The sequence below is a fragment of the Xanthocytophaga flava genome, assembly GCF_030068545.1.
Classification (GTDB): Bacteria; Bacteroidota; Bacteroidia; order Cytophagales; family 172606-1; genus Xanthocytophaga; species Xanthocytophaga flava.
The window spans coordinates 69,457-94,517 of sequence record NZ_JASJOR010000008.1; the positions used below are offsets into that span (position 1 = coordinate 69,457).

A 25,061-nucleotide genomic window follows, 5' to 3' on the forward strand; every position below is an offset into this window, starting at 1 on the left:
CAAATAGAATAAATAGGTCTACATGCTGAGTTTAATTGGGTAGGATGAGCAAGAAAGGGTAGGGGAGTAAAAGAAAAGTTCCTATTTCCTGTGACCAGAGTAGATGGGATAATCAAATCGTTTGTGCCGCCAGATTATAATAAAAAAAGCCCCTGAATTTATATCCAGAGGCTTTTTAGGCAATCACTAATAAGGTTATTTTGACTCTTCTTTGATCTCAAAAATATATCCAGTCAAAGGTTCGAGCTCTAATGGAATACCTGCTTGTGCATTATTGGGATCTGTCACGTTTGCAGCATTGAATGAGACAGGTTTGTGGTCACCCAATACACATTTCAGATCATAGTTAGCTGTTGCTGACAACTCCATAGCTGCAAGGGCATTGGTTGGAATACGTACATTAATACGGCGTTTGAGACTTTCTTCAAAACTAACGATAATCAGTAATTTTTGATTTTCGGTAAAACGCAGATAACTATAGATTTTATGTTCTTCATAGCCAGCTGTCTTGCCACCATTGTTAGCAGCCTGTAAGTCATACAAGCCCCCTTTACGGATTGCTTCACTGGTAGCACAGAAGTTAAGTAACTTTACATATTTCTCTCTGAGTAGTTGCTGAGAAGGTTCCAGTGTTACACCATCATAACGGTCTACACTCATCCAGTTCTGAAACTGAGGCACTCCCCAATAGTCAAAAATGGTAGTTCTTCCATCATCACCACTAAATCCTTCCTCTCCCAAAGCTGGTTCGCCTACTTCCTGTCCAAAATAGACCATAATTGGGCCAGAGTTCAATGTTGCACTTACTACCATTGCAGGGATACCTTTTTCTGGCTTTCCTGCAAAGAATTCAGAGGCAATTCGTTGTTCGTCATGATTTTCCATGAACCTAAGCATATGGTTATTGATTCCCTGCAGGTTTTTCCAATTGGCAGAAATTAGATTGGCTGAGGTGCCATGTTGAATAACAGAACGTAGCGTATCATACAACCCTACTTTATCATACAGATAATCAAATTTTGCTTTATCAATATAGTTGTTGTATTCGTATGGATTATAGATTTCGGCAATAAATACAATATCTTTGTTCGCTTCTTTGATTTGAGGAATTACCCATCCCCAGAATTCTGCTGGAACCATTTCTGCCATATCACACCGGAAGCCATCTACACCTTTTTTTGTCCAGAAGAGCAGAATATCACGCATCTTTTCCCATGTATTAGGGATTGGTTCAAAGTGTCTTGCCCGGTTATTGACAATATCCACTCCATAATTGAGCTTAATCGTCTCAAACCAGTCATTTACATGTGGACCGGGAGTAAACTGGTCATTGCCGGTTGCCTTTGCAGGTGTTTCATCAAAATGTCCATCTTTGGTTGGATGAGGTAGATCTCCAAGTGCATGGTATTCATGTGGTACCCGAAAAGAAGTACCTGGTAGATAGTAGAAGTTGTTTTTTGTATCAAAGATTTTGGATTTGTCGTCTCCTTCCCCTAAATCTTGCACACCTGTTGGTTTGGCATCGGAATGATAGGTGCGGGCTACATGGTTTGGTACAAAGTCAATGATAACCTTCAACCCCACTTTGTGTGTACGAGATACCAATGCCTCAAATTCCTGCATACGTTTAGGTACATCCACTGCTAGATCAGGACTGACATCATAATAATCTTTTATCGCATAAGGAGAACCTGCACGACCTTTTACTACATCTGCATCATCCAGTGGTATTCCGTATTTAGTGTAATCAGTCATGGTAGCGTGCTCAATAACACCAGTGTACCAGATATGACTAAATCCCATTTTTTTTACCTCACCAAGGAGGCGTTCATTGATATCATTAAACTTCCCAACCCCATTTTCTTCCAGTGTGCCATATTTTTTGTTAACATGTTTGGTGTTAGTCAATAATCTGGTGAATACCTGATAAATCGTCAGTTTGTTGTCTGTTACTTCTTCTTTAAGCAAATTTTCGTCATTGGTATCCAGCATGGGTACGTCTTTTTTGGGTGAACAAGAAAGTAAGCCTGTAACTAATGCAGCAGTTAAAAATAATTTCTTTTTCATAACAGTGGACTGCTTTTAATATTGTGGCGCCAAATTAGGAATTTTTATGTGGAATGTACTGCCTGTCCTCAATTTAGATTCCAGGGTAATCGTACCACCTAACTTTGCAACCGCATCTTTTACGATATATAAACCCACGCCTGTGCTGTTGGGATGATTGCCAAGACGATAAAAAATATCAAATATTTTCTGATGATGTTCTTCTGCAATACCCAGACCATTGTCTGCAATTGTAATCAGCGCTTCTTTATCATCGGCTAGTACACTGAGTTTAATGTAAGGATTCTCTTTTGCTGGATCATGGTATTTGATGGCATTGGATATCAGGTTATTTAATATAATTTCCAGACGTTTGGCATCTGAATAAAAAACATGAGTTACCTGACATTCTGTTATTTTTTCGATGTGAGTAGCATGCTCCATGAAAAGATGATTTTCCAGTGTTTCCTGAAGTAACTTAGAAAAGTCAATGGGTTCATTTTCAATTTCCAGTCTTTTGTTTTTTGAAAAATCCAGAATATCATGAATGATTCGATCCAGTTTATATAATGTTTTTTCCTGTAACAGGAAATACTCCTGAAGTTTAGTAGGGTCAGTTTCTTTCTGTGCAATGTGAATAAGTCCCCTTACAGAGGCAATAGGTGCCCGAAGATCGTGTGAAGTACGACGAACAAAGTTGTCCAGTTCATCATTAAGACCTTTGAGTTCATCATTTTGGAGATTAATGATCGTATTTTGATTGGAAAGTTTGTTGTTGGCTATTTCAAGAGCTGTAAAGGCCTGAGAGTAGTACTGTAGCAGTAATAAAGCCTGACCCAACAAAAAAACAAATAAACCAACCGAAATCAGATCTCCTGTTGCTATATAGCCTTTTGTATACAAAACATCATTGAGATATGCTAGGAAAACGGCAATATACCCTATCAGAAAAAAGAGACTACCAAGTGCTTTGATTCGAACAGCCTGAATTACAATAACCAATCCATAGACCATCATCAGTGCACCAACGGGATAGAAGTAATCAATAAATCCAGTAAAGAATATCGTAGGTGTGACAAGTACAATGACGACACAGATACAAATGATTACACAGATAGATAAAAAGACCTTTTTTGGGAAAAGATCTGGGAAAATCGTTCGTATAAATAATGTAAAAACTAAGAATGGTAAGTAAAATACCAGATATTCAATACGTTTGAGTGCAAACCAGCTAATATGGGTAAAATAACGGATAGAATACTCGCCCGTTACCAGCACACGAATAACAATCAGGAAACAAAAAATGGAAAAATATAAAGCAGCATAGCTTTGTCTTCTGATGAGAAACAACCCCAGATGATAACAGGCCATCAATAAAATACCTCCTAACAACCAGAAGTCTGTTGCAATAGAGATATCTCTGAGATGCTCAATATCGGATATCAAGCCAATCTCGATCGGATATCGGAGTCCACCCTTGTCATGATAAAAGTTGTAGGCAACAATTGTGAGTTTAATAACTGTATCATTGGCAACAAAAGGAACAATGTCCGGTTTATATTCGGGTAAGGTTCGAGAACCAGCACTAAAGACATGTGCATTGTTGATGGTAATCTTGGTGGCAGTAGATATGATAGGTAGTCGCAAACCCAGAACACTGGATTTATAAGCTGGAGGAATACGGATTTGTAACCGGTAAATGCCTGTACCTTGACTTTTTATTTTTTGTCCTCCTACAGGTTGATTATTCCATGAACCAGGAACCTGTATGAAGGTATGAGTATCCGGATTTTTTTTTGATAATGCATCAAGCCAGATAAAATCCCATTCACCATTTAGTTTTACAGTACCATCGCTGGCAAAATTCCAGGTACGAAGATCTAATGTTCCATGATGTGATTGTGGTGTGTGGCTAGTTCGAGACAAACATCCTGTAAGAAGAATGCAGACAGGTAACACATATGAAAGAAATCGGATCATGGAGGGGCATGGCGATTTGTTATTTTCCTACTAAATATAGATAATTTTCTGATTGCCAGTAACCATCCGACAAGCGTTAATCACTTGTTGATCATATAAGAATAAAAAAATGGTACACTGGTATCAGAATCAACAGGATGTTTACAAAAACAACATCCTGTTGATTCATAAATTATTGTAACCCGGTAACCTGTACATCTTGCGGATATTCTACTGTGAATTTAAATGGAATCAGGATTTCTTCTCCTGCTTTTATCTTATAAAACCACTCCAGATATTCCAGTTCATTCTTTTTGAGTGCATCTGTGTTTTCCTTATAAGTGGGTTCGAGTAGCTGAACCTTTATTTGTTCATTACCTGAAATAGGCAACTGGTCCCATACAACAATTTCTTCCTGTGTTTTTTTGTGGCTCTTGATTTTAATCTGGTACTCATAGACTAATACTTTGCGATTTTTGGTAAACAACTGGGTTTCCTTTTTTTCATATTTCTTTAGAAACTTATGCTCAATTTTAAAGCTTTCATCCACTCCCAGATAGGTCCAGAATTCTTCTGTCGGAGCAATAGTTTGCAATCGTGTAGTAGCTACAAAATGATTATCCAAAAAAACATTGGCTTCACCTGCAAGGAATGGAAAATCTGTTTCGTTGGTTACTTTAGCCTTCAAATAGGCAAATTGTGAAAGTTTTGGTACTGTTGAGTATTGAAAATAAGCTGAAAAATCTTCGATCAGAATACTTACCTGATGGTCTGAGTTGTCGGCTTTTATGGTATGCTTACCCGCAATCGAAAATACTACAGCTGTACTACCTGTTTCTGCCACAGCATTTATTGCTTCTATAGCTGGTATACCTGCAAATGCCACTTCTTCCTGTTCATCATTATATCCACCTCCCCCATAAGCTACACTGGTTTCTTTGGTAGACAAATCCATCTTCTTGGCTCTTGGCATCGACATTACTGGTGGTGGATAAGGAGAATAGATATTTACCCGCCAGGGTGAAAGTTCAGGTTGATAGCCTGCTATTTGTGGACGGGCAGTAGAAAGTTTTAATTCTGAGTCCAGCCAGTCCTCACCTGTTGTCTGATTGATGCGGGCATTGTAGGAAATTCTCATTTGTTTATTTTCTGTCACTACCCGAAGATCATATACCGGAACCCAGGATACACCAAATGCAATATAGGTAAGATCTAGTACGACACTACCTGGTGCACTAACAGTTAGAGTTACCGCAACCTGATTTTTTATTTTGCGGTTTTTGACTCCTGATTGCTGCAGCTGCCAGTTCAACTTTGTAATCTGATCATTAATATCTCGTTTGCTACGTTCAATCTTTCGGATTTCTTTATCAATTCCTTCCAGTTTTTGACTATAAAAGGTCATAATCTTTAACCACTTATCAGAATCAAGTTCTGTTTTGTCACTTTCTTCGGTGGGGGTAGTAATTTTAGTACTTATATTTTCCAGAAAGTTTTTTTCTTTTCCCAATCGGGATATAGCATCTTCCATATCCTGTCTCTGATCTTCCAGCTTTTGTTTTTCATCAAGCACTGCTTGTTTATCTACTTCCGGAACGTCTTCATAGGCAGTCTGAAATTTAACATTCCCAAGGGTAGCTTTTCCAGCGCCATTTACCTGAATGCTGTTCTCGTCTATTCCCGGAAGATCATCAAAAATAAGTGTATGTTCACCTGCCTCCAGTTCTGCCTGGCCTGTACGAGTCACAGAGGCACGGTCCGTAAAAACAGTAACAGTGGTAATAGAAGACGTAAGTATCATAGATGGAAGAAATGGTGTGGATAGATTAGAACAGTAATCAGGTCAAGTACAGTTGTAATCGAAATCTTGATCAGACAATGATTGTTTTGGTATCGAACTTAGGATTATACAAACTGAAATTTGATCAAGATTTTGATTGCTTTTCAAAATGATCTAAATACCGATTAATAATTATTTTGATCGGTATTTAGATACAAGCTTTAATTAATCGTTATTTGACTCATTCTCTTCTTTAATCAGAATAGTAATCTAATGAACTATCTCTGCAATAGTCCTTGCTGAAAACAGAAATAGAGATCATAGGACTTGTTTATAATGGAATATTACCGTGTTTCTTTTTAGGGAGCTTAGCTACTTTGTTTTCCAGCATGGCAAAGGCCCGCAACAATTTAAAGCGTGTTTGTTCTGGTTTAATTACCTCATCAATATATCCACGTTGAGCTGCCAGATATGGATTGGCAAATTTTTCAGTGTATTCAGCTACCTTTTCCTGTAGAGTTCCTTCCGGATTTTCAGATTCAGCAATTTCTCGCTTAAAGATGATTTCTGCCGCTCCTTTTGCACCCATTACTGCAATTTCTGCTGTTGGCCAGGCATAGTTCATATCAGCCCCAATATGTTTGGAGTTCATTACATCGTAGGCTCCTCCATAGGCTTTGCGGGTAATAACTGTGATGCGAGGAACTGTTGCTTCACAAAAGGCATATAACAATTTTGCCCCATTGGTGATAATAGCATTCCATTCCTGGTCAGTTCCGGGCAAAAAGCCAGGTACATCTTCCAATACTAGCAATGGAATATTAAAACAGTCACAGAAACGGACAAAACGTGCTGCTTTGGTGCTGGCATGAATATCCAGTACACCAGCTAATACAGCAGGTTGGTTACCTACAATACCAATGCTTCGTCCTCCCAGTCGGGCAAAACCTACTACAATGTTTTCGGCAAAGTTCTTGTGCACTTCGAAAAAACTTCCTTCATCAATGATGCCATCAATGACTTCCCGGATATCATAGGGCTGATTGGGGTTTTCTGGGATTAGATCTCCCAAAGCTGGACGAAGTTCTCCATCTATGCTTTCATACGGCAAGCGTAAGGGATCATCTTCGCAGTTTTGAGGAATATAGCTTAGGAGTTTTTTTATGTGCTGAATGCATTCCAGTTCATTGGCACAGGCGAAATGTGTAACTCCACTTTTGGTACTGTGGGTACTGGCACCACCTAGCTCTTCAAAGGTTACTTCTTCATGTGTAACAGTCTTAACCACATTGGGACCTGTTACAAACATATACGAAGTGTTTTCTACCATTAGTGTAAAATCTGTAATGGCAGGAGAATAAACGGCTCCACCTGCACATGGGCCCATAATGGCTGATATTTGTGGAATCACACCAGAAGCAAGTGTGTTGCGGTAAAAAATATCAGCGTAGCCTGCCAGTGATAATACACCTTCCTGAATACGAGCTCCACCTGAATCATTGAGGCCAATCACAGGAGCTCCATTCTGCATGGCCAGATCCATGATTTTACAGATCTTTTCGGCATGTGTTTCAGAAAGTGCTCCTCCAAATACAGTAAAGTCCTGAGCAAATACATATACCAGCCGCCCTTCTATGGTGCCATAACCTGTTACTACTCCGTCTCCAGGATATTGCTCTTTATCCAGTCCAAAATCTGTACTGCGATGGGTTACAAACTTGCCTATCTCTTCAAATGATCCATCGTCAACTAATAATGTTATTCGTTCACGAGCTGTAAGTTTTCCCTTTTTATGTTGTGATTCAATTCTTTTTTCGCCACCACCCAGCAGGGCTTCCTGATTTTTTCTTTCAAGGGTTTGTAGTTTATCTTGATGAGTCATGAATAAAAAAATATGAGTTTACAAAGTATAAAACGAGGGCTGAGATAAGCCTTTGACTGTAAGTTCATTATTGCAATGTATTATCTCCGGTAATTTAGTTTGCATCAATGACTTTTTTACAATCTTTGGAGATACTATTTTTAATTCTGTATTTCCGCCCAAAATACAACTTTTCATTGGAAACAACCTAACAAAACTATGAATCGAGTAGCAGTTATTGATCTTGGCACTAATACATTTCATTTACTGGTTGCTGATATTTCTGAAGATAGGAAGATCATTCCGGTTCACGAAGAGAAACAACCTGCCCGTATTGGTAAAGGTGGGATCAGTCAGGGGATTATCGCACCTGAAGCATTCGATCGTGGATTGTCTATCATCACTACCTATGCTCATAAGATTGCTGATCTGAACGTATCCAAGGATAATATCTTTGCTACAGGGACCTCTGCAATAAGAAATGCTCGTAATGGGGAGGGGTTTGTGCAGAAAATCCGAGAAGCTACTGGTATACAAGTAGAAATTATATCAGGCGACCGTGAAGCTGAACTTATTTATCATGGGGTGAGAGCTGCTTTGGATATGGAAGACAAGCCATCTCTGATTATTGATATTGGAGGAGGAAGTGTTGAATTTATTATTGGTAATTCAGATAAAATATACTGGAAACAAAGTTTCGAGATAGGTGGACAACGTCTGATAGATAAATTCATGCAGACAGATCCCATTTCTCCACAAAGTGTACAACGAATGTATGATTTTCTGAATGAAAAACTATTACCTCTTACCAATGCTATTCATCAGTATCATCCCAAAACGTTGATTGGATCTTCTGGAACGTTTGATACTCTGGTAGAAATTCAGGCATTACGTGATGGTAAATCCTTTAATTTGTCAGATTATACCTCTTATGATTTGCCAATGGAGGTGTTTCAGTCTCTTTTTCAGGAATTTGTTTCTAAAAATCATGAGCAGCGACTGGTTATTCCCGGAATGATTTCTTTGCGGGTAGATATGATTGTAGTAGCTTGTTGTCTGGTAGATTTTGTATTAAAAAAATATGAGATCCATCAAATTAAGACTTCAACTTATGCTTTGAAAGAAGGTGTATTATTTGACCATCTAAAATAAGTGATTAAAGGCAGGAGAATTATCTTAAAAAATCCTCCTGCCTTTAATCACTTAACGGGCTTGTTCTGCTGCAAGCCATTTGTAATCAATCTTTTCTCTTACCTGAAATGCTCCTTCAAGGCGTGCTGTCTCGAAGAAATTGGTTTGGAAGTGTGAGCAGTGAATCCATTCGATTGGCCATTTTTCCCGCATTATCTGGGTTTTATATACTGTGTTATTTATCATTGAATATGCTCTGTCTATCTGAGAAACTTCTTCATGCAGATATGTATTTGTGATACAAGGTGTTTCTTCATCCAGAACATAGTTTAAAAACCTGTCATTCTGTTTTAGTGTAAGAAATTGTGGCGTTGCAATCAGTTCAGCCGTCTCCAGATTATAACTTGTAAACCATTTACCTCCCTGTGCAATCAAAGGGTTGTCTGTGAAAGAGCGAAGAAAATAAATCCCATGTTTTCTTCCTCCTGTATAGGTTGCATCATCAATCAGTACCCGAAAGGCTACATGTCGGTAACTGAATTGAATCACAGAAGGCAAAAAGGTAGGATGCATATGTTTGAGCTGCACATTGACCATAGAAATTAAAGCGCGGCCATTGTAATCTCTAAGATGTATTTTCCAGGGTATCTGCGATTCTATTTCTTTTTTCTCAACAGAAAAGTTAATCAGTTGCACATTATGCAGTTCACCTGTATAATGTATCGGAAGTTGCTTTAGAATATTCATAGTAGTAAGAGTATACTTGTATTATCTGATAAAGATCCAGAGTTCAGAAAGGGCTGTACTAAATAAAGCCACAGACCAGAGAAATAACCAATATATAGGGAGGTTGAGATAGCGAAGCCTTCGAAGATGTTCTGTATGCATTAGTAAACTACTGACCAGTACACTTCCTGCAAGCCAGATCACACTCGAATGATGAGTAAGGGTGTCAATCCATAAACCAGGAAGGAGGACCAATGTACCTATCAACATAAGAGTTGCTAATTGCCCCAGGTATTCTATTCTTTCCTGACCTTTTAAAATCATTATAGCAGTTATCATTTGTACCAGCCAACCTGATCCACAAATCAGTAACATACTATAGCCTGAGAGTGAGGAGGAATAAGCAGAGGTTGAGATACCTAATTTCCAGGTAATAAGACTTGCAATTAGAATTCCAAAAATGATAAAAAGCAATCGATAAGAGAGGTGAAAGTCTGGCTTACAGTCTATTCCTTTGTTTTCAGAAACAGTAGCCGTAATTACTCGACGATTATAGGAAATAAAACTATATAACTTTTGACAGAACCAACGAATGGGTTTACATGATAAAAATGTTTGAATAAACGGTAAACGTTGACTAAGAAGATAGGATAGAGCTTCTATTCCATATAGGGTTTTACCTCCTGATAGATCTACAAGCGGGATCTCATGCTTACTTCGGGTAAGGTCCATATATCTTTGGGCTTGGTCTGGCTCAAGTTCGCAGAAAGAGATACGATGTTCGGGAGCCAGAATACCCCACTTGACAAAACCCTTAGTATATGTTTGACACATAGGACAGCTGCTATCATATATGATAGCTTTTGAGACGGGTTTCATAGTTGTATGTATTTTATATGTTCAGAATAATTTGAAAGATATGGGTGAAAAATAATAGTTCAGGTTGAACTGGAAGAAGAGTCTTCTGAATACAATAGTTGATAGGTTATAAACAGATAATAAAGTGCTGTGATTGCAGATAGTCCAAATAGAATAGCAAAAGAGATATCCTGTGAAAGAATATGTTGTGAGTATAAAAATCCAAAGCTACTTAAGGAGATAATAACCAGGAGCCAATACCAGAATAGCCGTCGGATAAAGTGATGATTGTTCCAGAATCTGATCGTACAGACTATTGCACTAATCACTTGCCAGATTCCAATAAAGAAAGAAAAGATAAGTCCTAAGAAGATTCCTGCAGGCTGAAAAGTAAGAAACGAAATAATGGTTACTACAACCAGAAAAACTTGTATGTAAAAGCCTATAAAGCGAATAGGAGACGTCATAGTTACTAAATTTTCAGTAAGAAATGAAAGTTATGCTTTTAAATAAACCCCGTTAAGAAAACGGGGTCAGGAAACTTATTTTAATAGTTTCAGTAGCGTACTGAAAAACCAGTTTTCGTCGGCTTTAGTTAGGGTTTCCAGTGTACTATCTGCCCGTGATGCTATCTTCTGAATATCCTGAATTGGCTTGATAAATGCTTTGTATTCAGGATTATCTGGATTGCCTTCAACTTTTGATACATCTTCCAGAATCCCAAATACAGGTTCAAGTTCTCGGCGACGACGTTCTTTAACTACTTGTTTGAATACTTTCCATATATCTTTTTCAGCACTGAAAAACTCTTTGCGTTCACCTGGCTTCAGTACTTTGAAGACTAATCCCCAGTCAATCAAATCCCGCACATTCATATTTACATTTCCACGTGAGATCTGCAATTGTTCCATAATATCATCTGCACTGAGAGGCTCTGCACTTACGAGTAATAATGCATGTATTTGAGTCATCGTACGGTTAATACCCCATTGTGAACCCAAGGTACCCCATGCCTGGACAAACTTATCTTTTGCTTCTTGTAATTCCATGGAACAAAGGTATATTCTGTTTTTATACTTTCAAAATTTTTTGAAACATATTTGTTATCGATTTAGATTATGATACAAAAAGTGTTTGACTTTCCTATGAAAAGCCTACCATTATTATTTTTTATTCGTAACCTTGCCTGATATTCGTTCAAAATAGAGAAGAAAATAAACTATATACTATAAAATCAGAATTTTGATTATTATGAAATTTGTTCCTCAATTATTGTTTTTTACAAGTTTTTCCATTTTATGTAGTTGTGATAATTCGTCTAAAAAATCAGAGACCTCTATCCTTGCAGATACTATTGTAACTACTGATTTAATCAGTAAGAGTAAAGGCAATCTGGTAGATTATGATAAAGTTAAAGTGATAAAATCTGTATACGTGACAAACCGAAATGGAATTGAGCTTAGAGACAAACCTTCAATACAGTCTGAGACATTGGGACAGTTTGAATATGGGCAGAAGCTGGATGTGATCGAAGTAAAAGATACCTGGCTGGGTATTCTTAATCACCTGACTAGACGTTATGAAGAAAATGGAAAACAAGTTGAACGTACTGCCTGGGAGAAGGTATATGTACAAAAAGAGTCAACAGGGGAGCTGTCAATGCTCAGTTTGGAAACAAAAGATCTGAATGTCATTACAGCTATCACTTTAAATGACAAAACAGAATATCTAACAAAGCCTAAGCCCTTGACCCAATACGTGACATTGGAACTAGTTGATAAAGCAACTTTTTCTGAGAAAAAAGGGTCTGCTGTCAATTATTTTCTCTCAGATACTATTCAGATTCAAAAAAAGAATGGCGTGATAGAACTGCCTTGTGAACAAACTACAAAACTTTTTGTAGACAAACCGGATGCAGAAGAGGATAGAGAAGTATATAGCTATGCTGGGCAATATGAATCTTTAAATCAATATGTGATAGAAGGTACATACTATGAAAGCTGGGATTATAAGTTTGTTGATAAACGTACTGGAAAATTAACACAGGAGTTCGGAGGTTTTCCGTATATATCTGCAAACAAACAGTATGTTGCTTGCATCTATGCCAACCCTTATGAAAGTACTGGAGAATTTGAATTATACACTATTCGGGATGCTAACATTATGCCTATTGTAAAAGCATCATTTAAAAACTGGGCTCCTTCAGAGGATAGTAGTAAGGAGATTTTTTGGGGGGCTGATGGTGCCTTATATGTCCGTATCCTGCATGAGAAGGCATACTTTACTGGAGATGAAAACATAAATGAATCATCCTATCAATATCTGCGTGTAAAAACATTATAATCAGGAAGAAAGTCATGTGTTTTAAGAATTCAAAGATTAATTGTAGAAGCATATTCTGATTTCTGACTACTTTTGACTATGAAACAAACCCATGTTTGTATAATAGGTGCTGGTCCTGGAGGTAGCACAGCGGCTTTACAGCTGGCAAAAGCCGGTATTTCCTGTACACTTCTGGATAAAGCTGTTTTTCCACGAGACAAGATCTGTGGGGATGCTTTAAGTGGAAAAGTAGTGAGTGAATTAAGACGTATACAGGAAGATTTCCTTCCTGCAATTCATACACATACTGAATCTCTTCCTTCACAGGGTATTCATTTCATTGCACCTAATGAAAAATGGTTGAGCATTTCTTTTAAAAGTTCTGAGTCTTTCTTTACTAGTAGTACAACAAATTCAGTAGAATATTCAGGGTTCTCTCCAGGATACCTGATGCGGCGAATGGACTTTGATAATTTTTTAATTGAACAGGTAAAAAAGAACCCACTCATTGATTTTCAGGAAGGGGTAGAGGTAACTGACTATCAGAAAACAGAAGCTGGTTGGGTAATTACAGCTTCTAATCAACAATCTATAGAAACAAAACTATTGATTGTGGCGAATGGTGCACAATCCAATTTTACCCGTCACATTGCAGGGATTACTACTGAACCTAAGCATTTTTGTGCTGGATTACGTGCCTATTATGAAGGAGTCGAAGGGTTAGACCTGAATGGTTTTATAGAGCTACATTTTTTGAAACCTTTTTTACCTGGTTATTTCTGGATATTTCCGTTAGCAAATGGATATGCCAATGTGGGGGTAGGCATGTTAAGTGATACAATCAGTAGGCAGAAGATTAACCTGAAGAAAAGCATGCAGGAGTTAATACAGACACATCCTGCTTTGCAGAAACGATTTGCCAATGCAAAACTTCAGGGAGAAATCAAAGGGTATGGTTTGCCACTTGGATCTAAACGTAGAAAATTATCCGGAGATGGATATATGTTGGTGGGGGATGCTGCACACCTGATTGATCCGTTTACTGGAGAAGGTATTAGTAATGCTATGATTAGTGGTCGCTGGGCTGCGGATCAGGCGGTGAAAAGTATCCAAAATCAAGTGTATTCAGGTGATTTTCTGGCTGGGTATGATCAGGCTGTATATCGTCGCCTGGGGAATGAACTGCGAATTAGTACCCGTATGCAACGATTGCTGGCATATCCCTCTTTATTTAATATGGTTGTAAATCGCGCGAATCGTAACCCGGCCTTAAAACAGTTGCTTTCCTCTATGTTTAATGACATAGACCTTCGTTCGTCTCTGCGAAGTCCAACATTTTATGCTCGGTTATTGTTTCAATAACGATCTGCCGCTTTTAAATACAAATCATTTTCTATAGCTTGGACATTTTGTAAGTATATCCTTATAGAATGTCCTGTTTTATTTAGTGTAACAAACCATATTTTTTATGAAGAAAGTATTGCTTTTCCTTCTTTGTGCAGGCATGTTTCTGCCTGTATTTTCCCAAAAAATGGATGGAACAAATGCTAAAGTCAAAGCTTTTGTAGATAAGTCTTATGCCAGTTGGTATGAGTTGTATACCTATCTGCATGCTAATCCTGAGATTTCATTTCAGGAAAAAAAAACTATGGCAAAAATGGGAGCTTTGTTACGCGAAGCTGGATTTGAAGTAACTGAAAATTTTGGAGGATATGGAGTAGTTGGTGTATTACGTAATGGGAAGGGGCCTACTATCATGGTGCGTACTGACCTGGATGCACTGCCTGTAAAAGAAGAAACAGGCTTACCATATGCCAGTAAAGTAATTATGCAGGAAGATGGAAGAGATGTAAGCGCTATGCATGCGTGTGGACATGATTTGCATATGACTGTGTTTACAGGGACAGCACAGGCATTGGCTATGTTAAAACCAGAGTGGAAAGGAACATTGGTTTTTATTGGTCAACCAGCTGAAGAACGAAGTGGGGGAGCCATTGCTATGCTACGCCAGGGATTATATGAAAAATTTCCTCGTCCTGACTATGTTGTAGGACTGCATGATCATGCAGCTATTCCTGCTGGCAAAGTTGGATATACCGAAGGGCCTATGATGGCTAGTGTGGATGCTGTTGATATTACGGTAAGAGGTATTGGAGGACATGGCGCTATGCCTCATACCACAAAAGATCCTATTGTACTGGCATCACAGATTGTACTGGCTTTACAGACTATTGTAAGCCGTGAAACTTCTCCTTTTCAACCTTGTGTAGTAACAGTAGGCAGCATTCATGGAGGAAGTGCCTATAACATTATCGGGAATGAAGTAAAATTGCAACTCACACTTCGTTCGTTTGATGATAGTGTGCGTGTTCATACAATTGCTGCCATTAAGCGTATTTGCAATGGTACTGCCCAAGCTGCCGGCATTCCTGAAGAGTTATATCCTGTAATTAAAATAAGAGATCAATACACACCTTCAAATATTAATGACGTGGCTTTAACCAAACGGTTGGCAGGTGCTTTTCGGCAAGTATTAGGCACTGATAATGTTGTGAATACTCCTCCAAGTACAGTAGGAGAGGATTTTGCCCGATTTGCACGGGTTGAACCAAAAATTCCTACTTGTATGTTTTGGCTTGGTGCTGTAGACCCGAAGAAGTTTGAAGAAAGTATGAAAACTGGTAAACAGCTACCCAGTCTCCATTCATCTACCTTTGCTCCTTTACCTGAACCTGCTATAAAAACGGGAGTGCAAGCTATGTCTTCCGCAGTGCTTGATTTGCTAAAAAGTAAATAAAAATAAATTGTATTTATCTGGTATATTACTTGTCTATAGATGGATAATGAGTGGTTTCATTCAAAATCTATGTTTTTTTGAGTTTTTCTGATTTACCTTCTGGAGATGGAGCGTATAGATAATAAAGATATTTTCAAATATGCGTATATCGTTAAGCAACTGTAAGCTAAACTATCTTTTTGGAGTTTTCAGGAGTTATGTTTCTATAGACTTGTAAGAAACTGGCAGTTGTTAGTTTTATATATCAGATAACTATGTAACTATTTTTATTATACTTTTTAGAATGGGCCACCTCCTGGATTATTTGCACGAACGTCTTCAACCCCACAGGGCTAAAAACATGACTTTAATGCATTCTTCTGAGGATGTATTGAAGTTATACCAGAATATAGAATATTCTAAAGTTCATGAGGTTTCTCATCCGTCCTATATTCAAACACTGCGGAATGAAATAACAAATCTGGAACAAGAGCGACTATTAGTCATTATTGACCAGTTAAAGCAGGAAAATGAATACCTTAAATATCTTCAACACCAGCGTACAAATCAGTTGATTGCTTGTATGGAAGGTATAATTTTAGGAGAAAAATCTGCTTTTCAGCTTCAGGAGATTTCAGAAGAAGATCCTTTTTTTGTTTTATTTGAGGCAGTGAGATTGTTACAGGGGAATATTAAAACTATTTGGGATGAACAAAAATCACTTGCTGAGGAGCATCGGCGAATCAGAGAAAAATCACAAAGAGAAGTTGAGACTCAAAAAATACACCTGAATGCTATACTGGAGAATAGTGATACAGCGATCGGTGTAATTGACAAGGAGGGTATGGTAGTAGAGTATAATGAGCAGATGAATAAACTGTTCACTACCATGGATATACAACTCGAATATGGAGAATCTGTTTTGGCGTGTATTCCTGACCCGTTAAAACCCATATGGAGTACACGGATTTCCGATGCATTGCAGGGTAAGGCAACTACATATGAAGATCATTTTTCGTGTAGAAATCACAATCTGGTGTACGAAATAAAATTCTTCCCTATTTATAAAGATTCAGAAGTTTTGGGCTCTTCTATCTTTCTCCGCAACATTACTCAGACTGTAAAAGCTTCACAAAGGCTTCATATTCAGCAGGCAGAACTTCAAAAGGTAAAACAGGAACTAAACCGGTTTGTATACAGTTCATCTCACGATTTGCGATCACCTCTCACTTCCCTGTTGGGGTTGATTGCTGTTGCAAAAGATGAAAAAAGCAGAGATGAAGTGACACACTATCTGGAAATGATGGAAAAGAGTGTATTGAAACTGGATGGCTTTGTACGGGAGATTATTGATTACTCTAAAAATTCAAATCTGGAAATTGTCAGTGAGAAAATTCAGTTTGATACTCTTATCAGTGAGATATTTGATGGTGTTGAACATATGGATAATGCTGATAAAATCAGAAAAGACATAAATATATCTGAAGAAGAGTGTTTTTTTTCAGATAGACGACGCCTGAAAATGGTTTTTAATAACCTTGTGTCCAATGCAATAAGATATAGTTATCTGCGACGGAAAAATCCTTTCATTAAGATTAATATCAATGTTAGTAAAGAAAAAGCACGTATTGAGGTAACGGATAATGGACAAGGTATCTATCCTCAGCACCTGGATCGTATTTTTGACATGTTTTATCGGGCTACACAAACAAATGCAGGACCAGGATTAGGTCTTTATATAGTAAAAGAATCCATTCAGAAACTGGGAGGCAACATCAAAGTGGAGTCAGTAGTAGGAGAAGGGACAACCTTCTTCCTGGAAATTCCGAATCTTTGTCCCTGCTCTGAAAACTGAGAGAAATATCTAAAGCAAAATGCATATAAAAGGGAAAAGTCTGTAGCCTGCGAAACAGATTTTTCCCTTTTTTTATAATCCATGAAAATCAATTTGTCTTTTTATGTAAGTTTGCTGACTCTTTGCATGAGATATCTTTGATTATTGAGTATAGTATTTTATTTCTTTTGGAAAGGAAAAGGAAATCTATACCTTATTTTAACGTAATTTTGTAGTTCTAACTATTCATCGCTTACAGATCAATACATTTATTGACATATGTTTGAGAATTTATCCCAGAATATTAACCAGGCACTTCGGACGCTAAAAGGTAAAGGCCGGATCACAGACGTAAATGTTGCAGCTACACTGAAGGAAGTGCGTAAAGCCTTACTGGATGCCGACGTTAACTTTAAAGTTGCTAAGAGTGTAACCGATACCATTAAAGAAAAAGCACTTGGCCAAAAGATTCTAATTGCTGTTGAACCAGGCCAGATGTTGGTTAAGATTGTTTCTGATGAGCTGACCGAGTTAATGGGTGGGCAAAAAGTAGATATAAATACCAAAGGTGACCCTGCTGTAGTACTGATGTCTGGTTTGCAAGGTTCTGGTAAAACTACCTTCTCTGGAAAGCTAGCTTTGTATTTGAAAAAACAAGGCCGTAATGTATTGCTGACTGCTTGTGATGTGTATCGTCCAGCTGCGATAGATCAGTTAAAAGTGTTGGGGGAGCAGATTGGGGTAGATGTATATGCGGAGCCTGAAAATAAAAATCCTGTACAAATTGCTCAAAATGCTATCAAGCATGCCAAAGCTACAGGAAAGAAAATAGTGATTGTGGATACTGCCGGTCGTTTAGCAGTAGACGAAGAAATGATGCGTGAGATTGAGGCGGTAAAGAAAGCTATTCAGCCTACTGAGACTTTGTTTGTTGTTGACTCAATGACAGGACAAGATGCGGTAAATACAGCAAAAGCGTTCAATGACCGGATCAACTTTGATGGTGTAGTACTAACTAAATTAGATGGTGATACAAGAGGTGGAGCTGCCTTGTCTATCAAAGCTGTAGTAGATAAACCTATTAAGTTTATAGGTACCAGTGAAAAAATGGATGGAATCGATGTCTTCTATCCTGATCGGATGGCAAGCCGGATTTTGGGGATGGGTGACGTTATTTCATTGGTAGAACGTGCACAACAGGCCTATGATGAAGAAGAAGCACGCCGGATTAGCAAACAAATCCGTAAAAACCAGTTTAATTTTGATGATTTCCTGTCTCAGCTACAGCAGATCAAAAAGATGGGACCTGTTAAGGATTTGGTGGGTATGATTCCGGGTATGGGCAATATGCTGAAAGATGTTCAGATTGATGATGATGCCTTCAAACCTATTGAAGCTATCATTCAATCCATGACACCTAAAGAACGTGCGAACCCTGAACTTCTGGATGCTAGTCGTCGTAAACGAATTTCTACAGGTAGTGGCCGCAGTATTCAAGAAGTAAATAACCTGATGAAACAGTTTGATCAGATGAAGAAAATGATGAAGATGATGAACCAGATGGATATGCGGTCAATGGCTAAGCAGGTTCGGAAAAAATAATAGTTCAAAATAGAAATCATAAAAAATGCCCAACCCGGAAGTTGGGCATTTTTTATGGTAGAATAAACTAAACTATATCGAAGAGGATTTAACTCTTCACAATGTTGAATGTTGCATTATTCTGTGCAGAATAGATATAAAAACAGCGGCCATTTTTGAATGGCCGCTGTTGAATTGTAAGGGTTTGTTAAGATTAGTTTACTTTTACAAGTCGTTCGGTACTTGTTTCGATTTTGAATTTCTTGCTTTGGGTTTCTTTGCCATTAGAAATTTCAAAGGTATATTCACCATCTGCCATTGTACTGAAGTCAAATGTACGAATATAGCCATTATTGGTTTTTAAGGCTTCAGTATATACAGACTCATTTTTCTGATTCTTAATTGTAATAAACAGCTTATTGTTTTGTGAAGGTGCAATCACTGTTTTGAATTTCATTGACTCTGGTAATTGAAATACTACAGCTTGTAAGGATGCAGAAGCTGCTGGTTCTGGTCCTGTTGCACCAAATGTTACTTGAGTGGCTGCTACTGCAATGGCTGCTGCTACTGTGAAAACGGCTTTGCGGAATGCAGAACGGAAACGGTTGTTTTTTACTTGAGCGTTCATAGTTGTACTTGTTAAAGTGTTAGTTGTAGTTGAGATAATGTTAGAGAAATTGATGTTAGTTGCCATAGTTGTAAAGAATTCTTTCAAAAATTGTTTATAGTTTCTATAGTTGTTTGCGTTGATAAGTACTTTTCAATTGATGTGCCAATCTATGAAAAGTGTGTTTTTAGCGTAATTTAGAGGTTTTTATTTCTTTACTGTTTTTAAGCCTGTCCGTTTTGCGACATATAACGTTCATTTTCGGACAAAACCTCTGATTTTTGTGTTGCTTACCTTCTATATGTAAGTAACTTGTTTTGAAAGTTTATGGGAAGAATGTCCTTCTGTAACCTGTATGGCTTATTTTATATGGAGAAAGGAAATCTTAGGGGATGAGAGGACTTTAAAGCGGATGAGTGATAGTATATTCACTACAAAAAACGGAACAAGTTTATAGCTTGTCCCGTTTTACTATCTTATGGCTAAAAAATTACTTACTAGCTATCTTTTTATCACTCTTTTCTATTTTCTCAATCTTATCCATTAACAGATTTAATCCGGATTCCAGTTTTTCCAGCTGTGCCTTTTGCTGATCCAGTGTACTCTGCTTTTCTGCTAATTGTTTTTGAAGAGAATTGATTTGTTCCTGTTGTTCTTTTATGGCTTGTATAGCAATAGTTGTAAAGGCTGAATAGTTCAGAGATTTTTTACCATCGACTTCCTGTATCAGATCTGGAAATATCTTCTCAACTTCCTGTGCAATAAACCCATAAGATTTTGGGGATTCATCAGTGTTATGCAGATAATGATAACGGGTAGGTTGTAAACGCATGACATTAGGCAAAACATGATTCAGTCGTTCAATATTCTTTTTCAGAGTACGATCTGAAAAAGATTTGACAAGTCCGTCCGCACCATCCATATAGGATAGTAGTGTGTTGTTATGGTAAAAAGTCAGGTAATCCGTTTTTCCATTAGATGCAGCAGTAACTATTTCCCATTGCGATGTACCTGAAGAACTTTGAGCTTCCAGAATCAATCCTGCATTTCCAAAGCGGTTTCCCATTATATGAAGTTCACGTTCAGGATTGGATGTATTGATACCCAGACTCCCATATCCAGTGGAACCTGATCCATATCTATAGTTTATAGTGACTAAAGGATCTGTACTTTGTCCATTATTAAAATTAAAATTAAATAGTCCATCTGGTTCTGTAGTTCCGTCATTATTAATCGTTTGATTTCTTCCATCCAGTTGCCAATATGTTGGATAGCTTGTACTCTTAAATATGGCTGAAGAACTTATATTATCTCCACTCAATGTTAATTGGACTGGGGGTATTCTACCTGCTGTGGAGGCAAATACCTCTAAAGATGTAGCTGGATTATTTGTTCCAATACCCACATTTCCTTTTCCCAGATTTGAATTAAAGATGTTTGCTCCATTCTGTAACCATAATTCACTGGCATTTCCGGTATTATCAGGAGCTGATATCCAGTAACCACCCTGAGCATTATATTTCAACACCTGGCCATCAGTTGGAGCTACCTTATCATACACAGGAATACTGATAATCTTAGTAGCGTTCCAGATTTGTTTGTCATTAAAAGCACTGAATGTATTGTTGGTTGTATTCAGTGTTAATGTTGCCTCATCTGCTTTGTACACCAGACCTGGAGTACCTGGATCTCCCTTGTCTCCTTTGGGTCCGACAGGTCCCATTGGACCTTGTGGCCCAGTTGCGCCTGGTGCTCCTTGCTCCCCTCTATCACCCTTCGGGCCTGCTGGCCCGGCTTCACCTGGCGCACCTGGAGTTCCTGGATCGCCTTTTGCGCCAGGTGATCCGGCATCTCCTTTATCTCCTTTTGGTCCAACCGGCCCCTGAGGACCTGCTGCACCTTGTGCACCAGGATCTCCTTTTGTACCTGGTGTTCCAGGATCACCTTTGGGTCCAGCCGGTCCCATGGGTCCTGGATCTCCCTTATCACCCTTAGGTCCTGCTGGTCCTTGAGGTCCAGGTGTACCACTGGTACTGGTTGTTTCTACTATAAAGTTAGGGTAGGTTCCGGTAACTGTGGTTACACCTTTTCCAGTGATTGACACTACCTGATCAGGAGCAGTATTATTTATAGTAGTTCCTTCAATAGATATATATCTGCCAGCAGTATAGTTTGTGCCTCCACCACCAGTTCCGGGAGGGCCTTGCGGACCCTGAGGCCCGGCAGGACCAGTTGCCCCTGTATCACCTTTATCGCCCTTATCGCCTTTTCCTCCTGGTGCTCCGGCAGGACCCGCTGGACCTTGAGGTCCGGAAGGACCCGCAACAGGTTGAGTTTCTATGGTAAAGCTTGGATAAGTTCCTGTAACTGTAGTAACTCCTTTTCCTGTAAGCTGTACAATTTGATCAGGAGCCGTGTTATTAATTGTAGTGCCTTCAATAGAAATATAACGACCCGAAGTGTAAGTTGCCCCTGTTCCTGTTCCAGGAGGTCCTTGTGGACCCTGTGGGCCAACCGGACCCGGATCACCTTTGTCTCCCTTATCTCCTTTTACTCCTGGTGCTCCGGCTGGACCTTGCAATCCTGTATCTCCTTTGGGGCCAGCAGGGCCTGCGGGTCCCTGAAGCCCAGTCGGCCCTTGCGGTCCGACAGGGCCAGTTGCTCCTGTATCTCCTTTATCGCCCTTAGGGCCTGCAGGACCAGGTGTACCAGTAGTGCTAGTTGTTTCTACTATAAAGTTAGGATAAGTACCACTAACAGTGGTGACTCCTTTACCTGTAATGGTTACTACCTGATTGGGAGCCTCATTGATAATCGAATCATTTTTTATGGTAATCCCTTTTCCTGCTTTGTAAGAAATTGCATTGCCTGCTTTGTCTGCATACAAAGCATATGGAACAGATACTAACTGACTAATACCTGAGAGTGTATAATTTGTGCCTCCTTCCGGATCTACTTCTACCTTTAGAAATAAAGGATTTTTTTCCCAAGGTACAGTAGCAAGTGTACCTGTTGTTGGGGTACCTGTACCAATACCTAACGTAAATAACCCAAAATCATCTGTAACAGGCTGATGAGTCTCCACATATACTATAGCGCCATTGGTCGCTCCCTGCAAAATGCTAAGCTGTATTCCAACAGTTTTGTTAGGAATAGGATTTCCGGATGCGTCACGGGCTATTGCCTGATAGTTGACGCTTTTAGGGGCTTGTGCTAGTGAATAACCTGTTATAATCCAGAACAGTAATACTATGAAGCCTATTTTTTTCATTGTGTTTGTGTGTTTTCTGAAATAGTACATTTTACTTTTGAGGTCAGGTGAAATCCTTTTCATCCTGAGAGTATCTCCGAGATGGAAGGCTTAAATGGATGTGACCGGTTTCTGTATATTTCTGCTCTATTTTTTCATTACCTGAAATGAGTACAGACGTTTGCCTGTTTTATCAAATGCATTGATAATAAAGATTGCCTCTGCTAGTGTTTCAAGGTTAATTGTAATCTGACGTTGAGGTTGATCAAATCGATGTCCGAAAACCTCACGACCCAATACATCATATACTTTATAGGAAGCTATTTTATCAGCGTTCTCCAGATAAAGTTTATCTGTAACAGGATTGGGATAATAGTTGAAGTTGTCTCCGGATTTTGCTACATCCGGTTGGATAAATCCTTGAGTCAAAATGTCATTTTGTGTTTTTATAACTGTAATCAAGGGTTCACCTACAGAATAAGTAAGTTGGAACGATCCGTTCTGTAATTTTTGACCGCTTGCATTTATTACTTCAGGCTTAAGGTTTTGGCCGAATGTTGCCTGGTAAACCAATGCACTTAGGAATATATAGGTACATTTTTGATTCATATGCTATTTTAATTGAGAGTGTATACAGGTGTTGCGCTTCGATTATCTTCTTTTGATATGCTTGTTTTTGTATTGTGGAGGACGCTGTTTCTTTGTATTGGGATTTCGCTTATTTTTGTTTGTTCGTGTTTTATCCTCAGTTGGTTTGAATTCATCGCCGATATCCAGATGGAGTGAAAAACGGATTGTTTCGCCCAATGGATTGTTTTGCTGGAAAGGAACAAGGTAAGCCAGGTCAAGTCCTATACTTTTGAGTTGTGCCCCTGCTCCAAGAGATAAGTATTCTCTACCTCCCTTAGATGGTGATTCATAGAAATACCCCATCCGAAACATGAACATATCATTAAAAATATATTCGCCACCAGCTGAAAACATGATTTCGTGTATTTCTTCACTAATTCCACCTGGAGCATCTGTAAATGAACCAAATACAGAACTTAGATAGGAGCGGTTCGGATCTTTGCCATGTAGAATAATCGGTCTGCCATCTGCAGTTCGTTCTACTACACCATTTCTGGTTTTGTATACAGGAGGAGTTGGCACAAGCCATTTGTTAAGATCTACAGCCAGATTGATCTGATTGAAACCTAATGTGAAACCAACCTGTGTTCCTATCCGAAGATTGGCAGGCAAATAATTTTTTTGTCCAAATCCGTAGTTAATCTGTGTACCCAGGTTGGATACTACAGCACCAAATGCAAATTGTACAGGGGTGCTCACTTCTGGAGGAGAGGTTCGAAAATACATCCCAAGATCTCCTGCTATGGCATTTCCTGCCTGACTGGAGACCCCATTACCTGTTGTTAAATTGCCATAAATATCAGAGTAAATGTATCTCAGTGTAGCTGCCATCGACAACACTTCAGACAGTTTTCGTGAGTATGTAGTTGCTATAGCAAACTCTCGAGGTCTGAATTCACCAGCGCCTTGTCCGCTATTATCCTTTAATGATAAATTACCCAGATTAAAGTAGTTAAGTGCAATAGCAATAGCTTGTTTGTCATCAAGTTTGGTATAGGCTGATAAATAAGATACTGACATTCCGCTGAGTATACGACGAAGCCAGGGGGTATAAGATAAACTAATGCCTTTGTCTGTTTTGGTATATACAAGCTTTGCCGGATTCCAGTAGGTTGCATTTACATCTGCATTGGTTGCAGCTCCTACATCTCCCATTCCAGCAGCTCTGGCATCAGGAGCAATAGTAAGAAAAGGAACAGCTGTAGTGATAACCCGATAAGAGGTATCTTGTCCATTCAGGACCAGTTGAGCGTATGCCGAACTATTCACTATCAGGCAAAAAATGCTTATGACTACCTTGCTGTAACGCTGTTTCATGATCTTCAGTGATTATATACTTTGTTAGTAAGAAAACTGAAAAAAATGTAATCACTGGTTGCGTTTATTTGTGGCTCTGATTTTTAAGTTGTTGATAGTGAATATGGTTTTTTATTGAGTAAATAAGGATTTTGATGTAAGAAAATGGCTATAAATAGTAATATTTATTTTTTGCCTGAAATTAAAATATGAAAAATTTTAAACCTTTTTTAAGGGTTTATATGTAAGGTTTATTCATAAAATGTCATAAAAACGCCATTTCTGTAGCCAAATAAAGTGTGTGAGGAAATTATAAAGGAAAAATTTTATTTTATAAATGTATAAAGGGTAATAGTAAATTTCTGTTTAAAAAACAATGCAAAATATTATTCTGATTTTTTGAC

18 protein-coding genes are annotated in these 25,061 nt (G+C 38.4%); 6 read left to right on the forward strand and 12 right to left on the reverse strand.

The genetic code is table 11. The features are described from left to right. Nucleotides 1-195 precede the first annotated feature (195 nt). The 4 genes from QNI15_RS13640 to QNI15_RS13655 all read right to left on the reverse strand — a co-directional run bounded on the left by QNI15_RS13640 (nucleotide 196) and on the right by QNI15_RS13655 (nucleotide 7,667). On the reverse strand, nucleotides 196-2,067 hold the full coding sequence (locus QNI15_RS13640) for an alpha-amylase family protein (protein ID WP_314032172.1): 1,872 nt from the start codon (nucleotides 2,065-2,067) through the stop codon (nucleotides 196-198). A 15-nt stretch (nucleotides 2,068-2,082) separates the two neighbouring features. Then, nucleotides 2,083-4,026 carry an ATP-binding protein gene (locus tag QNI15_RS13645; protein WP_314032173.1) on the reverse strand — a complete coding sequence of 648 codons (1,944 nt, stop codon included), beginning with the start codon at nucleotides 4,024-4,026 and terminating at the stop codon, nucleotides 2,083-2,085. A 172-nt stretch (nucleotides 4,027-4,198) separates the two neighbouring features. Further along, the gene (locus QNI15_RS13650; RefSeq protein ID WP_313992549.1) at nucleotides 4,199-5,806 is read right to left on the reverse strand and encodes a mucoidy inhibitor MuiA family protein; all 1,608 of its coding nucleotides are present in this window, start codon (nucleotides 5,804-5,806) and stop codon (nucleotides 4,199-4,201) included. Between the two features lie 310 nt (nucleotides 5,807-6,116). After that, complete coding sequence (locus QNI15_RS13655) at nucleotides 6,117-7,667, reverse strand: acyl-CoA carboxylase subunit beta (protein WP_313980082.1); 1,551 nt, start codon at nucleotides 7,665-7,667, stop codon at nucleotides 6,117-6,119. Between the two features lie 198 nt (nucleotides 7,668-7,865). Here QNI15_RS13655 and QNI15_RS13660 point away from each other — a divergent pair, with 198 nt between their 5' ends. Continuing rightward, a complete protein-coding gene (locus QNI15_RS13660; protein ID WP_313992552.1) occupies nucleotides 7,866-8,798 on the forward strand; it encodes a Ppx/GppA phosphatase family protein in 933 nt (310 codons plus the stop codon). Nucleotides 8,799-8,849: 51 nt separating this feature from the next. Here QNI15_RS13660 and QNI15_RS13665 read toward each other — a convergent pair whose 3' ends face one another. The 4 genes from QNI15_RS13665 to QNI15_RS13680 all read right to left on the reverse strand — a co-directional run bounded on the left by QNI15_RS13665 (nucleotide 8,850) and on the right by QNI15_RS13680 (nucleotide 11,410). Beyond that, the gene (locus QNI15_RS13665; RefSeq protein ID WP_313992554.1) at nucleotides 8,850-9,524 is read right to left on the reverse strand and encodes a DUF2071 domain-containing protein; all 675 of its coding nucleotides are present in this window, start codon (nucleotides 9,522-9,524) and stop codon (nucleotides 8,850-8,852) included. Between the two features lie 21 nt (nucleotides 9,525-9,545). Further along, entirely contained in the window at nucleotides 9,546-10,382 is an 837-nt protein-coding gene (locus tag QNI15_RS13670) for a DCC1-like thiol-disulfide oxidoreductase family protein (protein ID WP_313992556.1), read from the reverse strand. A 59-nt stretch (nucleotides 10,383-10,441) separates the two neighbouring features. Then, complete coding sequence (locus tag QNI15_RS13675) at nucleotides 10,442-10,828, reverse strand: hypothetical protein (RefSeq protein ID WP_313992559.1); 387 nt, start codon at nucleotides 10,826-10,828, stop codon at nucleotides 10,442-10,444. A gap of 75 nt (nucleotides 10,829-10,903) precedes the next feature. Beyond that, nucleotides 10,904-11,410: a GbsR/MarR family transcriptional regulator gene (locus tag QNI15_RS13680; RefSeq protein WP_313980094.1), complete on the reverse strand. Its 507-nt coding sequence runs from the start codon at nucleotides 11,408-11,410 to the stop codon at nucleotides 10,904-10,906. A gap of 202 nt (nucleotides 11,411-11,612) precedes the next feature. Between QNI15_RS13680 and QNI15_RS13685 the strand changes: the two genes are divergently transcribed. The 5 genes from QNI15_RS13685 (at nucleotide 11,613) to ffh (ending at nucleotide 18,895) form a co-directional block, all read left to right on the forward strand. Further along, nucleotides 11,613-12,704, forward strand: a complete 1,092-nt coding sequence (locus tag QNI15_RS13685; RefSeq protein WP_313992561.1) for a hypothetical protein — start codon at nucleotides 11,613-11,615, stop codon at nucleotides 12,702-12,704. A gap of 78 nt (nucleotides 12,705-12,782) precedes the next feature. Continuing rightward, entirely contained in the window at nucleotides 12,783-14,045 is a 1,263-nt protein-coding gene (locus QNI15_RS13690; protein WP_313992563.1) for an NAD(P)/FAD-dependent oxidoreductase, read from the forward strand. Between the two features lie 106 nt (nucleotides 14,046-14,151). Beyond that, nucleotides 14,152-15,480, forward strand: coding sequence for an amidohydrolase (locus QNI15_RS13695; RefSeq protein WP_314032174.1), 1,329 nt, complete (start codon nucleotides 14,152-14,154; stop codon nucleotides 15,478-15,480). 340 nt (nucleotides 15,481-15,820) lie between these two features. After that, on the forward strand, nucleotides 15,821-17,314 hold the full coding sequence (locus tag QNI15_RS13700; protein ID WP_313992569.1) for a sensor histidine kinase: 1,494 nt from the start codon (nucleotides 15,821-15,823) through the stop codon (nucleotides 17,312-17,314). Between the two features lie 258 nt (nucleotides 17,315-17,572). Further along, nucleotides 17,573-18,895, forward strand: a complete 1,323-nt coding sequence (gene ffh, locus QNI15_RS13705) for a signal recognition particle protein (protein ID WP_313992571.1) — start codon at nucleotides 17,573-17,575, stop codon at nucleotides 18,893-18,895. 193 nt (nucleotides 18,896-19,088) lie between these two features. On the opposite strand, the gene QNI15_RS13710 is transcribed toward ffh, so the two are convergent. The 4 genes from QNI15_RS13710 to porV all read right to left on the reverse strand — a co-directional run bounded on the left by QNI15_RS13710 (nucleotide 19,089) and on the right by porV (nucleotide 24,678). Next, complete coding sequence (locus QNI15_RS13710; protein ID WP_313980110.1) at nucleotides 19,089-19,502, reverse strand: hypothetical protein; 414 nt, start codon at nucleotides 19,500-19,502, stop codon at nucleotides 19,089-19,091. A 469-nt stretch (nucleotides 19,503-19,971) separates the two neighbouring features. Next, complete coding sequence (locus QNI15_RS13715; RefSeq protein WP_314032176.1) at nucleotides 19,972-22,752, reverse strand: tail fiber domain-containing protein; 2,781 nt, start codon at nucleotides 22,750-22,752, stop codon at nucleotides 19,972-19,974. A gap of 126 nt (nucleotides 22,753-22,878) precedes the next feature. Further along, complete coding sequence (locus tag QNI15_RS13720) at nucleotides 22,879-23,340, reverse strand: T9SS type A sorting domain-containing protein (RefSeq protein WP_313992576.1); 462 nt, start codon at nucleotides 23,338-23,340, stop codon at nucleotides 22,879-22,881. A gap of 42 nt (nucleotides 23,341-23,382) precedes the next feature. Then, a complete protein-coding gene (gene porV / locus QNI15_RS13725; RefSeq protein WP_313992579.1) occupies nucleotides 23,383-24,678 on the reverse strand; it encodes a type IX secretion system outer membrane channel protein PorV in 1,296 nt (431 codons plus the stop codon). Between the last annotated feature and the right edge of the window lie 383 nt (nucleotides 24,679-25,061).

Coding starts and splice junctions, on each gene's coding strand:
- QNI15_RS13640 (WP_314032172.1), bottom strand. CDS start 2,067: ATGAAAAAGAAATTATTTTTAACTGCTGCATTAGTTACAGGCTTACTT.
- QNI15_RS13645 (WP_314032173.1), bottom strand. CDS start 4,026: ATGATCCGATTTCTTTCATATGTGTTACCTGTCTGCATTCTTCTTACA.
- QNI15_RS13650 (WP_313992549.1), bottom strand. CDS start 5,806: ATGATACTTACGTCTTCTATTACCACTGTTACTGTTTTTACGGACCGT.
- QNI15_RS13655 (WP_313980082.1), bottom strand. CDS start 7,667: ATGACTCATCAAGATAAACTACAAACCCTTGAAAGAAAAAATCAGGAA.
- QNI15_RS13660 (WP_313992552.1), top strand. CDS start 7,866: ATGAATCGAGTAGCAGTTATTGATCTTGGCACTAATACATTTCATTTA.
- QNI15_RS13665 (WP_313992554.1), bottom strand. CDS start 9,524: ATGAATATTCTAAAGCAACTTCCGATACATTATACAGGTGAACTGCAT.
- QNI15_RS13670 (WP_313992556.1), bottom strand. CDS start 10,382: ATGAAACCCGTCTCAAAAGCTATCATATATGATAGCAGCTGTCCTATG.
- QNI15_RS13675 (WP_313992559.1), bottom strand. CDS start 10,828: ATGACGTCTCCTATTCGCTTTATAGGCTTTTACATACAAGTTTTTCTG.
- QNI15_RS13680 (WP_313980094.1), bottom strand. CDS start 11,410: ATGGAATTACAAGAAGCAAAAGATAAGTTTGTCCAGGCATGGGGTACC.
- QNI15_RS13685 (WP_313992561.1), top strand. CDS start 11,613: ATGAAATTTGTTCCTCAATTATTGTTTTTTACAAGTTTTTCCATTTTA.
- QNI15_RS13690 (WP_313992563.1), top strand. CDS start 12,783: ATGAAACAAACCCATGTTTGTATAATAGGTGCTGGTCCTGGAGGTAGC.
- QNI15_RS13695 (WP_314032174.1), top strand. CDS start 14,152: ATGAAGAAAGTATTGCTTTTCCTTCTTTGTGCAGGCATGTTTCTGCCT.
- QNI15_RS13700 (WP_313992569.1), top strand. CDS start 15,821: ATGACTTTAATGCATTCTTCTGAGGATGTATTGAAGTTATACCAGAAT.
- ffh (WP_313992571.1), top strand. CDS start 17,573: ATGTTTGAGAATTTATCCCAGAATATTAACCAGGCACTTCGGACGCTA.
- QNI15_RS13710 (WP_313980110.1), bottom strand. CDS start 19,502: ATGAACGCTCAAGTAAAAAACAACCGTTTCCGTTCTGCATTCCGCAAA.
- QNI15_RS13715 (WP_314032176.1), bottom strand. CDS start 22,752: ATGAAAAAAATAGGCTTCATAGTATTACTGTTCTGGATTATAACAGGT.
- QNI15_RS13720 (WP_313992576.1), bottom strand. CDS start 23,340: ATGAATCAAAAATGTACCTATATATTCCTAAGTGCATTGGTTTACCAG.
- porV (WP_313992579.1), bottom strand. CDS start 24,678: ATGAAACAGCGTTACAGCAAGGTAGTCATAAGCATTTTTTGCCTGATA.